General features: G+C 59.5%; 12 protein-coding genes. 4 read left to right on the forward strand and 8 right to left on the reverse strand.

Going from position 1 to position 16,921, the window contains the following annotated elements:
• The first annotated feature begins 68 nt into the window (after positions 1–68).
• Positions 69–1,025, forward strand: a complete 957-nt coding sequence (gene trxB, locus ACIPY2_RS13030) for a thioredoxin-disulfide reductase (protein WP_400266804.1) — start codon at positions 69–71, stop codon at positions 1,023–1,025.
• 33 nt (positions 1,026–1,058) lie between these two features.
• Entirely contained in the window at positions 1,059–1,385 is a 327-nt protein-coding gene (trxA, locus tag ACIPY2_RS13035) for a thioredoxin (protein WP_216924410.1), read from the forward strand.
• A 6,308-nt stretch (positions 1,386–7,693) separates the two neighbouring features.
• On the opposite strand, the gene ACIPY2_RS13040 is transcribed toward trxA, so the two are convergent.
• The 8 genes from ACIPY2_RS13040 to rpmH all read right to left on the reverse strand — a co-directional run bounded on the left by ACIPY2_RS13040 (position 7,694) and on the right by rpmH (position 13,305).
• On the reverse strand, positions 7,694–8,899 hold the full coding sequence (locus ACIPY2_RS13040; protein WP_400266805.1) for a ParB/RepB/Spo0J family partition protein: 1,206 nt from the start codon (positions 8,897–8,899) through the stop codon (positions 7,694–7,696).
• A 67-nt stretch (positions 8,900–8,966) separates the two neighbouring features.
• Positions 8,967–10,019 (reverse strand): AAA family ATPase, encoded by a 1,053-nt coding sequence (locus ACIPY2_RS13045; protein ID WP_400266806.1) that lies wholly within the window; start codon positions 10,017–10,019, stop codon positions 8,967–8,969.
• Between the two features lie 88 nt (positions 10,020–10,107).
• Positions 10,108–10,758 carry a 16S rRNA (guanine(527)-N(7))-methyltransferase RsmG gene (gene rsmG / locus ACIPY2_RS13050; RefSeq protein ID WP_400266807.1) on the reverse strand — a complete coding sequence of 217 codons (651 nt, stop codon included), beginning with the start codon at positions 10,756–10,758 and terminating at the stop codon, positions 10,108–10,110.
• Between the two features lie 6 nt (positions 10,759–10,764).
• Complete coding sequence (locus ACIPY2_RS13055) at positions 10,765–11,316, reverse strand: protein jag (protein ID WP_400266808.1); 552 nt, start codon at positions 11,314–11,316, stop codon at positions 10,765–10,767.
• On the reverse strand, positions 11,316–12,284 hold the full coding sequence (gene yidC / locus ACIPY2_RS13060; protein ID WP_400266809.1) for a membrane protein insertase YidC: 969 nt from the start codon (positions 12,282–12,284) through the stop codon (positions 11,316–11,318). The genes ACIPY2_RS13055 and yidC overlap by 1 nt, the downstream gene beginning before the upstream one ends.
• Before the next feature lie 16 nt (positions 12,285–12,300).
• Positions 12,301–12,786: a membrane protein insertion efficiency factor YidD gene (gene yidD, locus ACIPY2_RS13065; RefSeq protein WP_400266810.1), complete on the reverse strand. Its 486-nt coding sequence runs from the start codon at positions 12,784–12,786 to the stop codon at positions 12,301–12,303.
• Positions 12,716–13,126: a ribonuclease P protein component gene (gene rnpA, locus ACIPY2_RS13070; RefSeq protein WP_400266811.1), complete on the reverse strand. Its 411-nt coding sequence runs from the start codon at positions 13,124–13,126 to the stop codon at positions 12,716–12,718. The genes yidD and rnpA overlap by 71 nt, the downstream gene beginning before the upstream one ends.
• 41 nt (positions 13,127–13,167) lie before the next feature.
• The gene (gene rpmH / locus ACIPY2_RS13075; RefSeq protein WP_011776797.1) at positions 13,168–13,305 is read right to left on the reverse strand and encodes a 50S ribosomal protein L34; all 138 of its coding nucleotides are present in this window, start codon (positions 13,303–13,305) and stop codon (positions 13,168–13,170) included.
• Positions 13,306–13,769: 464 nt separating this feature from the next.
• Between rpmH and dnaA the strand changes: the two genes are divergently transcribed.
• Together dnaA and dnaN are read left to right on the forward strand one after the other, a co-directional pair.
• On the forward strand, positions 13,770–15,191 hold the full coding sequence (gene dnaA, locus ACIPY2_RS13080) for a chromosomal replication initiator protein DnaA (RefSeq protein WP_400266812.1): 1,422 nt from the start codon (positions 13,770–13,772) through the stop codon (positions 15,189–15,191).
• Positions 15,192–15,766: 575 nt separating this feature from the next.
• Positions 15,767–16,891, forward strand: coding sequence for a DNA polymerase III subunit beta (dnaN, locus tag ACIPY2_RS13085; protein WP_400266813.1), 1,125 nt, complete (start codon positions 15,767–15,769; stop codon positions 16,889–16,891).
• The last annotated feature ends 30 nt before the right edge of the window (positions 16,892–16,921 follow it).

Consider the following 16,921-nt stretch of genomic DNA (forward strand, 5'->3'; position numbering starts at 1 on the left):
TTGCAGGGGTTGAGTCAGGTGGCTGCCCCGAAAGCCGCAGCATCGATCAAGGAAGAGGTTCACGGCACGTGAGCATTGCAGAAAACAACGCATCGCAGGTGCGTGACGTCATCATCGTGGGCTCAGGTCCGGCCGGTTACACGGCTGCCGTTTACACCGCCCGCGCCAACATGAAGCCTCTGCTCATCGCCGGCTCGGTCACCGCGGGTGGCGAACTGATGAACACCACCGACGTGGAGAACTACCCCGGCTTCCCTGAGGGCATCATGGGTCCCGACCTCATGGAGAACTTCGAGAAGCAGGCTGCCCGCTTCGGCACGGAGATCCTTTTCGAGGACGTCACCGAGTTGGACCTCGACGGCGACATCAAGACAGTCACCATCGGCACGGGGGAGACCTTCCAGGCGAAGGCCATCATCCTGTCGACTGGTTCCGCCTACCGTGAACTCGGGCTGGCCAACGAGAAGCGCCTCTCAGGCCACGGCGTTAGCTGGTGTGCAACCTGTGACGGTTTCTTCTTCAAGGATCAGGACATCGCCGTTATCGGTGGTGGCGACTCCGCCATGGAAGAAGCACTCTTCCTCACCAAGTTTGCCAAGTCCGTCACCGTGGTACACCGCCGCGACACCCTCAAGGCCTCCAAGATCATGGGTGACCGCGCCCAGGCCCACGAGAAGATCAACTTCATCTGGAACACCGCTGTTGAAGACGTTCTCGGCGGCGACAAGGTGACCGGGCTGAAGCTGAAGAACCTGGTCGATGGAACCGAGTCCGAACTCGCAGTCACGGGTGTCTTTGTGGCCATCGGTAACGATCCCCGTACGGACCTGGTCAAGGGCAAGGTGGAACTCACCTCGGAGGGTACCATCGCGGTCGAGGGCCGCAGTTCCCGTACGAACATCAAGGGTGTCTTCGCTGCAGGCGACGTCATCGACCCCACTTACCGCCAGGCCATCACGGCCTCCGGTTCCGGTTGTGTTGCAGCGCTCGACGTCGAACACTACCTCGCAGACCTGCACTCCTAAGCTGCATCCAGCAACCAAACGAAGGGAAGAGTTATGAGCAACGCAAAAGACGTAACCGATGCAAGCTTCAGCACGGATGTCCTGGCCTCCGAAAAGCCGGTCATCGTTGACTTCTGGGCAGAGTGGTGCGGGCCTTGCCGCAAGCTCGGCCCGATCCTGGATGAGATCTCCGTTGAGTACGGCGAGAAGGTGGACGTCGTCAAGCTGAATGTCGACGACAACCCCGCGATCGCTGCGGAGTACGGCATCACCTCCATCCCGGCTGTCTACCTCTTCAGTGGAGGAGAAGTTAAGAGCACTGTCATCGGTGCCAAGCCGAAGCAGTTCTTCGAGAAGGAATTCGCGGACGTTCTGTCCTAATTCCTGCCCCGATCGCCGAAGGCCGGCGGTTCCCGCTCCCTGGTTGGAGTGCGCGAACTGTCGGCCTTCGTGTATTTCTCGGTTGGTAACCTGCTTCGATTTACTTCCTCTCATATTTGCGCGAGGAAGTCCTACTGTCTCGGAATGCTGCACTACCCACTTCGTGAAGCCGTGGGCCCCTACTCAGGGGAGAAGTTCACGTAGATTTCCGGGGACAGGCCGGGTAGGTGTCGCGAGGACGCGGGCTCCTGCGGTCTCTGATGGGATACGCGGTTTTCGCAAGCATGCATCTTCGCAGTCCTACTTGGTGTCGGCGGTGTTCTCTCCGTGCCACCGCTGACCCGCTCAGGTCCTTGTTTCACGTGAAACATAGGTGCCAAGTGTCCCTTGAATTGCAGAGTCTCGGTTCTGACGGCGGCTTTGAAGGTGCGAGCAGAGCTGCGGGTTCCCACTAGGCATGGTGCATCCAAAATCGACGCCGGGGGAAGGGGTGCTCGAAGGATCCGACGTTGCGTCTCAGTCGTTTGTGCTGGCATCAATGTATCTCTGTCGCGTCAGCCTGAAGCATTCGCTTTGTGTGCGCTCAGTTCCGTCCGATTCAACCCCAGCGATATCCGGTAGCTTGGCGGTGTAGTTCTTGCCAGGCCCGTCGCATGGGGTGACGCAGGCGGACGAAGAACGCGAGCCTCGCGGGCCTGCATGGAATTTCAACAGCCTCGATGTCGAACGGATCAACCAATCTCGGGCGCGCTGGATCTCGATGGTGAGGAATTTGCGCTGATTCATTCCGCACACTGACTCCAAGCACTTCGAAGCGCCAGTGAATTTCCTCATGGTGACGAGAGATCTGACGGTGCGTTAGCGCTCCTGACGCACTTTGTCCCGCCGACTAGTGGATAACGTGCTGAGTGCCGCCGCCGGCAGAGGGGGTTGGTTTTTCCTGGAGACTTCTAGTACGTTCGTCGCCCTCTGAATCCAGGCTGGATCCATCTTCGCCCAGCTTGGACAGGCGGGCCCAACTGAGCCCAGTACATCTAGAAACGTCACGAGGTACCTCTGGGCTGCGCGAATGATGACCACGATTATGCAACCGCTAACGAAGGCCAAGCAGCGCCGAGAACCCAGGTGCATGATGCCAAAGCCAACGCCGTATGCCGTATGTCGTATGCGCCCATCGTTCAGTTGCGTCTGCAATGTTTCACGTGAAACAGGCCAAGGATGTTCCGCTTCGGAGCACCCCTTTGACAAGCCGGACGCCCCGAATCTACTTGCAGTCACCCAGATGTCCGTAAATACCAGGTACTCGAAATGCCACGTCTTGCCTCGACGAATCACAACTCCCAATTCCGCTCCAGAAACTCTTCGACGGGAGATAAGAAGGTTGAACATGACGGATACCGTACGAAACGATGTTCAGCCAGCTCGATGAGCCCTGCCACATCCGACTATGAGTAGCTTAGAGCCGACGCTAACCACAGACCCACGTTGCTCGTTGAGGTGCGCCTCCAGTTGGGGTCACCGGTCCTCCCGTGCTGATCAACCTCGGAAGGCAGGAGGCGGCGCCATCCGTGTTGCCTGATCCGGCACGGGCCACGGTCATATCTGGCGGCCTGTCCTTGGCGTCGCGCGTCCGGGATCCCCGATATTCCACACAACCAGCCCTGGGGCGCGGCAGCACACCCCTCTTGGGCACTGCGTTACGGCCGACTCGGGCCGATCTGATTGCCGGCCTTCACTGTCTATAGTTGCACCGATACTGACCTGCCATTTGCGGAACACTAAGAGCTCCACTGGCACGGGGCCATTGGAAGCATCGGGCGAGACCTAACGCCGTCGCCTTGGGGGTCTTACGCCACACCGAGCCGCGAACCCTGCTAAACGACGCACTCGCTGTGTGGATCCATTCAAGGAATGAACGAGATGACGGACCACGCACACGCTTCCTCACAGACGTAATCACGCTTTCAACTGACGGATGAGGCGTCATTAGGCGGGGCAACTGGGGACAACTGCCCTGTTCGGGGATGTCGCCCATTGGAGAGCCACCAGCGCTGCGAGCCTGCTGTATCGCACCCTAGCGGGCCTTGACTCGGAAAGCCGGTGTAAAGCTCTGTGGATCGTCTTGACTACGAGATACCCCTGACCTGGAAAGTCGAGGTGAAGACCTGCCCACCGTCTCTCGAAACACAGCCTGGGGTAGGGGCCGCCGTCCAACACGCAACTAAGTATGCCCACACCGTTGGTGTCGACTCGTCGGCTGCACGCCGAGTACGTGGTGGCCCATACCTCGTGTGGCGGGCGCCTGCTGCCTCACCGGGTCTGTGGGCAGCGATCAGAAGCTCGCAGCCAGACGGGACCCCACTATCTTGGACAGCAAGGGAATTGCTGTAGCTGCCCGGGATTCTCCTTGCGGTCTGACCGCCAGCGGGGTGGCTAGGCGGTGTTTCAGCACCGACCCTGGGAAATCATGCAGAAGAATCCGACCACTCGGCGCGGGTTGGCTCGTGATCACCCCACTAGCAGCCCACTCCTGTCCTGCCCCCCTTTTGCGCCTGGTCTAGGTCTGTGCCCCAGGGAGCATGGAGCCCCCCGTGCCCACTAGCTCTATGTTTCACGTGAAACAGGCATTCACCTTGGGGTGCTGGTCCTGCAGCCACCGGTCAGCATCTACTTTAAAGTTGTCCCAACAGCGCCCAAGAACCGAGCAGTGGGTCCCGAAGACCGAGAGTCCCCGGGACGCGGGGACTGCTCCTCCTAGCAGGGCGCAGCCTGAAGGGTTCCGCTACATCACTGGGTCCGGTAGAAGGACCCACGGGCGTTGCACAAACATCGGATGAGTCCACAGCGCAAACCGCTCCGCCTTAGGCCCCAGGAAACCTCCGACCTACTGGCCGAGCCGTCAAAACGCATGAACAGACACGGCTCGCACTTCATCCTGCCATTCTCCCGACAGGGTGTGAATTGGCCTGCACCGCACGAGCACTTACGCTACCTGCAACTGTCCGTTACTGGGCCCTCATCAGCGAGGCTGGCGGCACGAGGCTATCGATCTATCCACACACGCTACAGTCTCGACCCTCTGAGGGCACCTAAGTTATTCACAAAGTTATCCACAGGCTTTTCCACTGAGCCAGAGATGGTTGTGCCCAGTTCCTATTTGACTCGCACGCGGGGGCGCGGGGAGGGTGCATGGCCCCAGTGCGCTCGTTTAGCTCGACCTGATCATTGCGAAGCACTATCGGAGCGAATTTCCCACCGAATTCCTCAATATAGGTTGCTCCGGCCAGTATTTAACCGCACCTTCGTCGCATCCACCGACACAGTACTCGGCCGGTAGGAGCCCTGGCCTCCGCCCCGTCCAAGATCTCAAACGGGGGAGTCCGCACACGCTCCCAGTCCGCGTCCTATCCACATCTTTATCCCCAAAGTTTTCCACAGGGATATCCACCGACCATCTTCTCGTTGTCCCCAAGGCTGGAGACCTTGCACAGCGCCATCGCGAGGCTTTCCCCAGCCACCGCTGCGAGTCCGTTTCACGTGAAACATCATCATCGCCGTCGTCCCTCTAGTTTTGGGGGATCGATCGAAACAACGGGCTCCGAGCTGCTGCTCGGACGCGACCCATGTTAGTCAGTGGACCAGCTTAGAACCCGCGTTCACCGAGCATCCATTTTCGGCCAGACGTGACATGTACAACATCAGATCTCTCGAAGCCCACGCGAATGTGAGATGTCTCTTTGCACGTGACACGTGACCATTCGGAACGTGCTGGGACCGGCCTCCAGGATGGATCCTCCGGTAGAACGAACATACACACGGAACGCCAAACTCGCCGCCGGCTTCGGACTCCCGTATGGCAGGAAGATTCGTAGGGTCGCCGCCAGTCCTGTCGACCAATCACGGGCGGAACAGGCCACCCAGCTGCTGAGCCTTCGTGAATTACCGATCGGTGATGACCTCCGACACCCGGCCCGGAAGCAACGGTGGTCCGACGTCACTGGACGTCGCCCGGTCGTTGCCACTACGAACCGGGGGACCATCGCAGCTCAGCGGCTGCGGGGTGGCAAGGGGGGTGAAAAGGGACCACTCGGCCGCTGCCAGCCAACGGAGAAGCGGAGACGGCCGCTGGGGGACTCGATCCTGCATTCACGTGCATCATCCCTGACCTGCAGCGCTTGCTGCTCGCCACGAGCCCAACGCGGCACACCGTACCCGCACGCAAAATACTCGGCACCCCCCAGCCTCAGAACCCCGAAGAAGGGCATCGTCGCAACCACCAGCGGCACCTCCGCCCGAAACCGACACTCAGTGGCTAGTACAAGGCACCCGGCAGGCCGTGTCATCGCTCCAGCGTCACAGCTCCGCCCTCTCGGTCCTACGGATACAAGCGGACTCCGCACCGCACTGGCATGGCCGATGCTCCACCCAGCCCCGCCGTGACCCATCCAGGAAACCAAGCCCCAGACCCCGTTCAATCATGTGTGGGGATCCGGTCAGGGCAGCTCCGGTCCCGAAGAATCTTTCTTGGCGCCGCCCGAGTCTTTTCGATGCTTCGTGCACGGAACCAACTCGACGTATACAAAGTGCGATTCATCGAAAGCGTCCGAGCATGCACCCCGGGAACACGACCAGGTGGGCGTGCCTTCCACAGCAGTACACGGGGGAGGAGCTGACGGTATGTGGACGGATCAAACTTGTGAACCCGTACATTGCGATGTCCGCCGCATATCGCGCGTCTCGGGCACTCTATGTTCTGCACTTTGCCGCTGCATGTTCACTAGATTGCTCCCTATCGCCTCAGGGGCTTCCGGGCACGTGCCGCGGTGCAGAGCCCGCTGAACCAAGCGCAGATGTCCCTATAGCTGCGCAAGACTTCCCTTTCAACGTCTTCGCAGGACGACTCAGTTGGCGATGTCAATAAGTATTGCTCGCATCCCGGGGCTTGTGGACAGTCGGCCACAGCAGAGGCGCGAGATCGAGTAGTGTACGCCGCAATAGGGCTGCGTAGTGGCCGACTGGATTCACCTAGTACCTAACTTGAAACAGGCCTCGTTGCCGTATGCGACTCGTGATCATAGGGCAACTAAGCACTTCTACACATGTCCGAGGGAGTGAGTGTTTCACGTGAAACAGACCCTCAGAGGCTGCACTGTTTCACGTGTTGGTTTGGGAAAAGTCGGTGCGAGGCCCTAAATCTGCAACGTCATGGCTAGGCAGCTCCCCAAAAAGAGCCAGCATTACGGCGCAACATTGCCAGGCCCACGTGTTTCACGTGAAACACTCGCACGCGGCCGGGAGGAGCCTTTCACCGCGTCCTCCACCTACATCGTGGGTGCTATGACAACGCTGGGACCAAATTGCGTGCCCAAGCGTCGGTCCGGCCCAGCATAATGAGGCCCACACATACGGACCTTCTCAGATCGCGGAGAGCTCGACGAGGCCGCCGTCATCAAAAGGAGGACCGTTTAGTGCAGGCCGAAAGTCATTTCCAGTTTGGAGATCCGATTTCGACCACTACGTCGGGAAGTCAGTACGCGAGCCCGATGGTTTGCATGGCTAAAACAAGGCTATGCCAGCCGCTCTAAGACGTGCACCTAAGAAGCTTTGGCCACCTACACCTAGATCACAACTCCCACCGCTCCGCGGATGCGCAACAGCCGCCATTGGAAAGTCAGTCGGCCTACTAAGCCCTGATGCGCCCCGGACGTCATTCTGGCCTCTCGACCGTAGTTACAAGGCCCCCAAAGCCTGCGTCCAAGGGCTTTGACTGCGGCGACTATAACCGGAGGACGCACAGCCAGCTAAGTTCTCCACTCAACTGCACGCCCAGCCCAGTCCGACGCAACGGGTTGGAACAAGCGTGAGGCCGTGAAATGGCGCAAACCAGGGCCGCAGAGTACGGCTCAGAATTGCCCAGAGCCAACTACACGTTTCACGTGAAACACCGGTCTGGAGACAATGGATCCCATTGGGGCTCGTCGTTATGAACTGCAGTAGCCTGGTCCAGAACAAGTTAGACGTCTCCACATTGTGCTGCACACGAAGGGAATCCACCGGCCGTCAATCCCTGCCCATGCAGATTGCGTGGAAGCCTTGGGGGGGACGCATGGGGAGCAATCCAAGTACCACCGAGATCTGGACGACTTCCTGCGCCGAAAATCACTGCCGCTTTCACGGAAACGCATCAGATACCGGATGATGCGATACAGAAGACCGCCAACGTCGGCTTCCAGGGCAGGAGATGGAAGATCAAACAAAAGCAGGGCCCACTCCATCGGAGTAAGCCCCACTTGGTTGCTCTAGTAAAGCTAGCCCTCAGCACCTGGGCTGAGTACATCCATAATCCGGTTCAGGTCCTCAACGCTCGCAAACTCGATACTGACCCTGCCCTTGCGGGCGCCCAAGGTGATCTTCACGTTAGTGTCCAAGCGATCTGACAATGATGAAGCTAGGTAATCGAGTCGTTCATGTCGCGCATTCGGTTTGGGAATCGCGTTCTTCGTGGGGGTAGCCGGCTCTTGGTAAAGCGCCACGGCCTCCTCTGTAGCGCGAACAGACATGCCCTCGGCAACGATCTTCTGCGCCAGACGTTCCATCGCAGCCGCATCCGGGAGCGACAGCAGAGCACGAGCATGGCCAGCCGACAGCACATTTGCGGCCACACGGCGCTGCACCAAGGGAGGCAGCTTGAGCAGACGCAGCGTATTGGAGACCTGGGGGCGGGACCTGCCAATCCTGTCAGCGAGCTGCTCGTGGGTAGTTCCGAAATCCTCCAAGAGCTGCTGGTAGGCCGCGGCTTCTTCCAAAGGGTTAAGTTGGCTGCGGTGCAGGTTTTCGAGAAGCGCATCCCGAAGAAGGTCATCATCTGTTGTGTCACGGACGATCGCAGGGATGGTGTCGAGGCCAGCGGCCTGCACTGCACGCCACCTGCGTTCACCCATCACGAGCTCGTAAGGTTCTCCACCCTTTTCGGTTGAAGTACGCACAACAATTGGCTGGAGGACGCCAATTTCCTTGACGGAGTGTACGAGCTCAGCCATGTCGTCTTCATCGAAGACCGATCGCGGCTGCTTGCGGTTGGGGTGGATGTCCGTGACAGGGATTTCGGCGAACCGCGCACCCGGTACTTCTACCAGGTCGACCTGCGGCTCGATCACGGCCGCTTCAGCATCAGGCGACTTTCCCGCCGTCGAACGCGTACCGGCTGATGCCGCACCGGCCGAACGCTTGGCAGCGGGTTTCGATGCCGGTGTCTTCGCGGCCGCAGATTTTGCAGGTGCCTTGGAGGAACCAGCGTTCGCCGCCGCCGGCTTGGCGCTCGTGGCCTCGGGCGCCGAAGTCTGTTCCGCCGCTGACGAGGCCTCTACTTCCGACTCGGGCGCCTTGCGTGCATCGGGGAAGAACAGATCCACCGGACGGGACGGCGAACCACCGTTGCCTTGGGCACCAGTGGCTGCGGAACTGGGAATGAGAGCCCCAAGACCCCTGCCCAGGCCTCGTCGCTTTTCGCTCATTGATTCATCCCTCCGATGGAATAGCCGAGCGCGGAGTGGCTCAGGCTCTTGCAGTGTTTCAAGAATTCTAGCGTTCAGCTATTTCAGCAGCGGCTTCCATGTAGGAAAGCGCGCCACTGGATGAGGGATCGTAAGTCATCACTGTTTGCTGGTAGCTCGGGGCCTCAGAGATCCGAACGGACCGCGGCACAACCGCGCTGAGAACCTGCTGGGGAAAGTGCTGGCGGACCTCGGAAGCTACCTGGGCAGCAAGGTTGGTACGGCCGTCGTACATCGTGAGGAGGATCGTCGAAACCACCAGATCAGCGTTGAGGTGCTTCTGGATCATTTCGATGTTCTTCAACAGCTGGCTGAGACCTTCCAACGCGTAGTACTCGCACTGGATCGGTATGAGGACCTCGCTGGCTGCGCAGAAGGCGTTGACCGTAAGCAAGCCAAGGCTAGGCGGGCAGTCGATGAAGATGTAGTCCAGCCGGCCTTCGCCGTTCTTCTCGCGTTCCTTGGCATAGACATCAATCGCCCGGCGAAGCCTCTGCTCACGGGCCACCAGGGAAACCAACTCGATCTCGGCACCGGCCAAGTGAATCGTGGCGGGTGCGCAGAAGAGGTTGGGAATGTCCGGGCAAGGAGCAACAACGTCATTCAGGGGAAGATCGTTGATGAGGACGTCGTAAATGCTGTCCACGTCCGCGTGGTGCTCGATGCCCAGGGCTGTGGAAGCGTTGCCCTGGGGGTCGATATCGATGACGAGCACGTTGAGGCCGGCAGAGGCCAGTGCTGCAGCGATATTGACGGTGGTGGTGGTTTTGCCCACCCCTCCCTTTTGGTTGGAAACTGTGAAGATTCGTGTCCGCTCCGGCTTGGGCAACTCCCGCCCAATCAGCCGTTCACGCCGCCGGGTTTCGTTTGCCAACTGACGAGCAATGGGGCTCGAGTCATCGATGGAGTCCATGACGTTGGGACCTTCATCGGACAGAGTTTCACGTGAAACAGCGTTCTCAACCGAATCTGTACGCACAATGGCGGATTGGAGCGATGCTGAAGATGTGGCCGCGGACCGCGCGGACCCCAGAGACATAAATGGGGGGATCCGTTGCGTGGAGGTTTCGCTACTGCCCACTGGTCACACTCTCACTCTCATTCGGCGCTTTGCTGCCGTTCTCTAGCCTAACTGCTCAGCCGCCGACACGCGGGAATGCGAGCAGTGGCTAGCCTGTCTTTACGGGCTTGTTGACGATGATCCTCACCACGGTGGTGGGTTCCTCCAAAAGCTCCTGTCCGCACACCACAACGGACGTCTCCACGCCGCCAAGCTTGCGGATGACTTTCTTGGCCTTCTCAATTTCCTCCGCGGCACTGCGGCCCTTGATGGCCACAACTTCGCCTTTGCCGTTCAGCAAGGGAATCGTCAGGCTGGCAAGGTTCGTGAGTGCAGAAACGGCCCTGGCGGTCACAACGTCAGCGTCAACGAGTCCCACGGCCAGCTCGGCGCGGGTCCGCATGACTGTCACATTGTCCAGCCCCAGATCGTCCACCACTTCCTGGAGCCAGATCACCCGGCGCTCCAAGGGTTCGATGAGCGTCAGCTCCAGGTCAGGCCGGGCTATTGCCAAGCACAATCCAGGAAGCCCGGCACCGGAACCGACGTCGGCAACGTGGCTGTCCTTGGCAATGGCGGACTCAATGACTGCACAGTTCAGAACGTGCCGGCCCCAAAGCCGTGGGACTTCGCGTGGACCGATGAGTCCCCGCTCAATGCCGGACGTTGCGAGGTGTTCAACATAGCGCTTGGCAAGATCCAAGCGCTCACCGAAAATCTTCTCTGCCGCTTGCAGTTCAGCTGCGGAAATTTCAACCATGAGCCGCTAGTCAGCCGAAACTACGATGTGGCGGCCAGCGCCTTCACCCTCGGACTCCGACACAAAACCAAGGTCTGCTACGGCGTCGTGGACGATCTTGCGCTCATAAGCGCTCATTGGTTCAAGGGCAACGGTCCCGCCGTTTTCCTTCACCTTGGCTACGGCATCTTCGGCAATCTGCTGCAAGACACCGGCGCGGTCCTTACGGTATCCATTGATGTCCAGCACCAAACGGGAGCGGTTCTCCGTAGCGGAAAGAACTGACAGACGGGCGAGCTCCTGCAGTGCCTCAAGGACCTCTCCGTCCTGCCCTACCAGGCTCTCCAGCGCGTCGGATTCTTCCTCCGCAGCGATCGAGATGTAAGTGCGGCCGTTGCGGACCTCAATGTCGATATCGCCGTCAATGTCCGCGATATCCAGCAATTCTTCGAGATAGTCGGCAGCGATGTCGCCTTCCTCTTCCAGGCGGCTGGCCGTCTTGGAAAGCGTCTCTTCCTGGACGTCGTCCTGTTCTTCAGTCACGGCGGCTGTTACTTCCTCGGTGCTCTCGGCGGACATCACTTCTTCTTCCTGTTCTTACGTTGCGGCTGGACGCGCTGCGCCCTTGCCTCGACGGCAGCAGCGGTAGCGGCCGCCTCGGCGTCGTCGTTCTTCCTGCCACTCAACAGCGGCGGCAGGCCCTTGGCGGCGCGGCGCTCCTCCAGTGCCTTGGCGGCAGGGGAACCCGGGGTGGGCATGCGGCGGATGACGAAGAACTGCTGGCCCATCGTCCAGAGGTTGGTGGTGGTCCAGTAGATGAGGACACCGATCGGGAAGTTGATGCCACCGATACCGAACACGAGCGGCAGGATGTAAAGCATCATCTTCTGCTGGCGCATGAACGGGCTCGCGAGGGCTTCCTCGGACATGTTCTTGGCCATGATCTGCTTCTGGGTGATGAACTGTGAGGCCGTCATGGCGAGGATCATGATGATCGAGAGAGTCCAAACAGCAACTTCACTGCCAGGTGCACCGCCGTGCAGCAGGGACGCAGAAAGCGGAGCACCGAAGATGCTCGACTGATCGAACTGCACAACCTGGTCGTGGCTCATGGCGCCAATGCCTTCACCGGCATTCTTGGCGGTTGAGATACCGGACAACACCTGGAACAGGGCAAAGAAGAACGGCATCTGGATCAGCATCGGCAGACAGGCCGAGAACGGGTTGGTGCCGTGCTTCTTGTAAAGCGCCATCTGCTCCTGCGCCATGGCCTGGCGGGAGAGCTGATCGGTTTTGCCCTTGTACTTGGTCTGCAGCTTCTTCAGGTCTGGCTGCAGCAGCTGCATGCCCCGTTGGGCCTTGATTTGCTTTACGAAAACCGGAATGAGGGCAGCACGGATCACCAACACAAGGCCGATGATGGACAGCGTCCAGGTCCAGCCGTTGGCGGCGGGGAGGCCAATGAAGCTCAGTCCCTCGTGGAAGCCGACCATAATGACCGACACCAGCCACTTGAACGGAAACATGATTGTTCCAAAGAAGTCCATACGATATCCCTATTCGTCAGGCCGCAGAGCGGCCTTCTTCATCAGCCTGAGCAGCCAGGAACTGGTCCGGGTTGTTCAGTACAACAATTGTGGGCGTCCGGCCTTCGGGCCAGTGACGATGGCCGGCGGGGACATGGTCCACTCCACCGGCGTTCCAAGGGTGACATTTGGCGAGCCTCTTGGCTGCGAGCCAGCTTCCCTTCACGGCGCCGTGCACCGTAACCGCTTCAAGCGCGTACGCCGAGCACGATGGGAAAAAACGGCAAACCTGGCCGTACAGGGGCGAGACCACTTTGCGGTAGGCCTTCAGTAAAAGAATGAGGACGTTCCGGGGCAGATCCCAGACGAACTTCCCCACGGACGCAGGCAGGCTCTTCGAAGGAGCCTCAGCTGACGGGTCAGGATAGGAAGGAACGACGGCGGCACTCGGGTTATGCACGCTGTGTCCCTTCCGTAGTGGTGCCGTTGCGTTCAGGCGACGCGTTGCGTGGAACTGAGCCACCCAATCGCTTCGTCGTCACTGCCAATGCAGCGTTGTAATCCGTAAGCAGTTGCTCCCAACTGGCGGTCGCAGCTGCGGGCAGCGCCCGGACTACTACCGCCAGGCCTGTTCCATGCGTGTGCAAGGACATTGCGCCTGCTTCTCTCAGTCTCCTCTTAACGAGGTTCCTGGTCACGGCGTTCCCGACGGCTTTGGAGACAATGAAGCCGATTCGAGTCGGCTCCGCGGCCCCGATAGGAGCCGTATATAACACTAAGTTCCGGCGTCCATTGCGGACGCCGGAACGTACAGTTGTTGAAAAGTCGGTAGACGTCCGCAGACGGTTTGGGGTGGCTAGCACCGGCGAACCCCCGTAAGGACCCTGACCGACAAGTCAGTTATTTAAGCCGACAGCTCGACGCGGCCCTTGCCGCGACGGGCAGCCAGGATGGCGCGGCCGGCACGGGTGCGCATACGAAGGCGGAAGCCGTGCTTCTTGGCCCGACGGCGGTTATTCGGCTGAAAAGTCCGCTTGCTCACGTTAGTTACTCCAGTGGATCAAAGGTGCGCCCACCCGATCAAAAGGGGAAGAACTGGCCGACGCTAAGTTTTGTATGTGCCTGCCGCCGCTGCCTCCCGCACGACGAACGTACGGAGATGCAACTGATCTCAAAAGCGGACACAAAGGACTTCACAACGTTAGGGCAAAAAGGGACCCTCAGTCAAACCGGGAGCCCATCGCCGGGCTGTCCACAACTGTGGCAAACAACCCCGCAGCGCCTGTGGATGAAGTGGCTCACAACACCGGATGAAGAACAACAACGGTGTAATTATCCACAAGCAACTTCCCAGCTATCTTCTGGGGAAATCATCCCCTAGAGTGGCTCAGTAGCCCATTGCCCTCCAGCTGTGTATAACTCTGTGGATTAATCCCCGATAGTTCGACGCCGCGAGGTCTTCCGGCTGCCAGCATCGCCGGCAAGCAAGAATTTAGGAACACATTGATGACAGTAGACGAAGCCAACCACGCCAATACTGTCGGAAGTTCCTGGCGCAGGGTGCTTAGCCTTCTGGAGCAGGACGAGCGGGTAACCCCCCGACAGCGTGGTTTCGTCATCCTCGCCCAGGCCCAGGGCCTCATTGGTTCCACCCTTCTGGTGGCCGTCCCCAATGAACTCACACGCGAAGTTCTTCAGACGCAGGTCAAGGACGCGCTGGACGATGCCCTCCGCAGCGTTTTCTCGGACGATATCCGTTGCGCCATCGACGTGGACACTGAACTGGTGCCCGTACATGCAGAGCCGGAGCCCGTCGTCGAGCTCTCCACCGCACCGGACCTCGCTCTGGAACCCAAGCCGCAGCCCACTCCGCCCAGCACCTCCCACGAGTTTGGCCGCCTCAACCCGAAATACATCTTCGATACCTTCGTGATCGGTTCTTCCAACCGGTTCGCCCATGCGGCCGCGGTTGCAGTGGCCGAGGCTCCCGCCAAGGCTTACAACCCCCTGTTCATTTACGGTGACTCGGGACTGGGCAAGACCCACCTGCTGCACGCAATCGGTCACTATGCCCGGCGCCTCTACAGCGGTATCCGTGTCCGCTACGTCAACTCGGAAGAGTTCACCAACGACTTCATCAACTCCATCCGTGATGACGAAGGCACGAGCTTCAAGACCACGTACCGCAACGTGGACGTGCTGCTGATCGACGACATCCAATTCCTGGCCGGGAAGGACCGGACCCAGGAAGAGTTCTTCCACACGTTCAACGCCCTCCACAACGCCAACAAGCAAGTTGTGATCACCTCTGACCAGCCGCCCAAGATGCTGGCCGGCTTCGAGGACCGCATGACATCCCGCTTTGAGTGGGGCCTCCTGACGGATATCCAGCCGCCGGAACTCGAAACCCGCATCGCCATTCTCCGTAAGAAGGGCCTTAGCGAAGGTCTTTCGGCACCGGACGACGCCTTGGAGTACATCGCTTCGAAGATCTCCAGCAACATCCGTGAACTGGAAGGCGCCCTGATCCGCGTTACTGCCTTCGCCAGCCTGAACCGCCAGCCGGTGGACGTAGCGCTGGCCGAGATGGTGCTCAAGGACCTCATCACCGATGACGGCGCCCAGGAGATCACTGCAAAGCAGATCCTCGACCAGACCGCGGACTACTTCAAGCTCAGCATGGAAGAACTCTGCAGCAAGTCCCGCACCCGCACTTTGGTGACCGCCCGGCAGATCGCGATGTACCTGTGCCGCGAACTGACCGACATGTCCTTGCCCAAGATCGGCCAGGAGCTCGGCGGCCGCGACCACACCACTGTCATCCACGCCGACCGCAAGATCCGCGAACTGATGGCGGAGCGCCGTGTGATTTACAACCAGGTCACCGAACTCACCAACCGCATCAAGCAGCAGCAGCGCGACTCCTGAATCCACACCGCAGCGCGCACTACATACCTTATTAACAGGCGCATGTGGATAAGCCTGTGGATACTTAAGGGGACAAGCGTGGTTAATGGGCTTAAAACCCTTAAGCCGTCTGTGGATCGTTAAAAATGGCCTTGAGAGTTGTCCCCATCCACACCCTGTTTAAAACCCAGTTAACGCACAACTCGTGAACAGCCCTTAACCGCGGATCCTTGCGGCGGAAGGCACTTATCCACAGTTTCCACAGCAGTTATTAACACTACGAATCCCAAAAAATCGAAATCCCTCAAATAACAATCTCGTTCCCCCACGCACCCACCAGCCCAACGAAGGTTGCAGCAAGCGCCCAGGCGCCAGCCTGCGGCCGTCCACATGGAACCTTCCGGGCAAAACGGGGATGGGTTAATCGCGGATGTTCCGGCTAAGCTGTCAGCAGCGCTCCCATCCCTGGGTCTGTTTTGTAGTTCGCTAAGTGCGGACCATGCAGGTTCCAGTGCTGGCGTGCGAGGTTTTGGCGGCTTCCAGGCAGGAATCCGCAGCTACTACATGGCAGCAGCAACGAAAGGCGGCACCCCTCCGTGAAGTTCAGAGTCGACCGCGACGTCCTGGCAGAAGCCGTTACGTGGACAGCCCGGTCGTTGTCTCCGCGGCCGCCGGTACCGGTACTTTCAGGCCTCCTCCTCAAAGCCGAGGCAGGAACCGTCAGCCTCTCCAGCTTTGACTACGAGACCTCGGCGCGCCTTGAGATTCCGGCCGACATCACCACCGAGGGAACCATCCTCGTCTCGGGGCGACTCCTCGCAGATATCTGCCGCAGCCTGCCTTCCGCACCCGTAGAGGTGGAAACCGATGGAAGCAAAGTCACTCTGACCTGCCGCCGAAGCAGCTTCCACCTGGCAACGATGCCCGAGTCCGAGTACCCGGCTTTGCCCGCACTCCCGGCCATCAGTGGCACATTGCCCGGTGACGCCTTTGCCCAAGCTGTTTCCCAGGTGATCATTGCCGCCAGCAAAGATGACACTTTGCCGATCCTCACCGGCGTTCGGATGGAAATCGAGGATGACATGATCACCCTCCTTGCCACCGACCGCTATCGCCTGGCAATGCGCGAAGTACCTTGGAAACCCGTCACTCCGGGCATTTCCACAAGCGCGCTGGTGAAGTCGAAAACCCTCAACGAGGTAGCAAAAACCCTTGGCGGTAGCGGCGAGATCAACGTTGCCTTGGCCGACGACGACAGCCGGCTGATCGGCTTCGAAAGCGGTGGACGCACCACCACATCGCTGCTCGTGGACGGCGACTACCCCAAGATCCGGTCGCTTTTCCCCGATTCAACACCGATCCACGCAACGGTCCAGACCCAGGAGCTCGTGGAAGCTGTTCGGCGTGTATCCCTTGTTGCGGAGCGGAATACTCCGGTACGGCTCGCGTTCAGCCAAGGGTTGCTTAACCTGGATGCAGGCACCGGCGAAGACGCCCAGGCTTCCGAGGAACTTGAGGCCCAGCTCTCCGGTGAAGACATCACGGTCGCTTTCAACCCGCATTACCTGGTTGAGGGATTGAGCGTCATTGAAACCAAGTTCGTCCGCTTCTCCTTCACCACCGCTCCGAAGCCCGCCATGATCACGGCTCAGGCGGAAGCCGACGGCGAAGACCAAGACGATTACCGCTACCTCGTGATGCCGGTCCGTCTTCCCAACTAACTCCAAACCTCCACTACGCAGAAACGGGTT

Source organism: Paenarthrobacter sp. NPDC089675 (assembly GCF_044749185.1).
In the GTDB taxonomy this organism is placed as follows: Bacteria; Actinomycetota; Actinomycetes; order Actinomycetales; family Micrococcaceae; genus Arthrobacter.

Bases quoted from the DNA above. Each gene is read 5' to 3' on its own strand.
- trxA (WP_216924410.1), top strand. From the start codon at position 1,059: ATGAGCAACGCAAAAGACGTAACCGATGCAAGCTTCAGCACGGATGTC.
- yidC (WP_400266809.1), bottom strand. From the start codon at position 12,284: ATGGACTTCTTTGGAACAATCATGTTTCCGTTCAAGTGGCTGGTGTCG.
- dnaA (WP_400266812.1), top strand. From the start codon at position 13,770: ATGACAGTAGACGAAGCCAACCACGCCAATACTGTCGGAAGTTCCTGG.
- ACIPY2_RS13040 (WP_400266805.1), bottom strand. From the start codon at position 8,899: ATGAGCGAAAAGCGACGAGGCCTGGGCAGGGGTCTTGGGGCTCTCATT.
- rsmG (WP_400266807.1), bottom strand. From the start codon at position 10,758: ATGGTTGAAATTTCCGCAGCTGAACTGCAAGCGGCAGAGAAGATTTTC.
- ACIPY2_RS13055 (WP_400266808.1), bottom strand. From the start codon at position 11,316: ATGTCCGCCGAGAGCACCGAGGAAGTAACAGCCGCCGTGACTGAAGAA.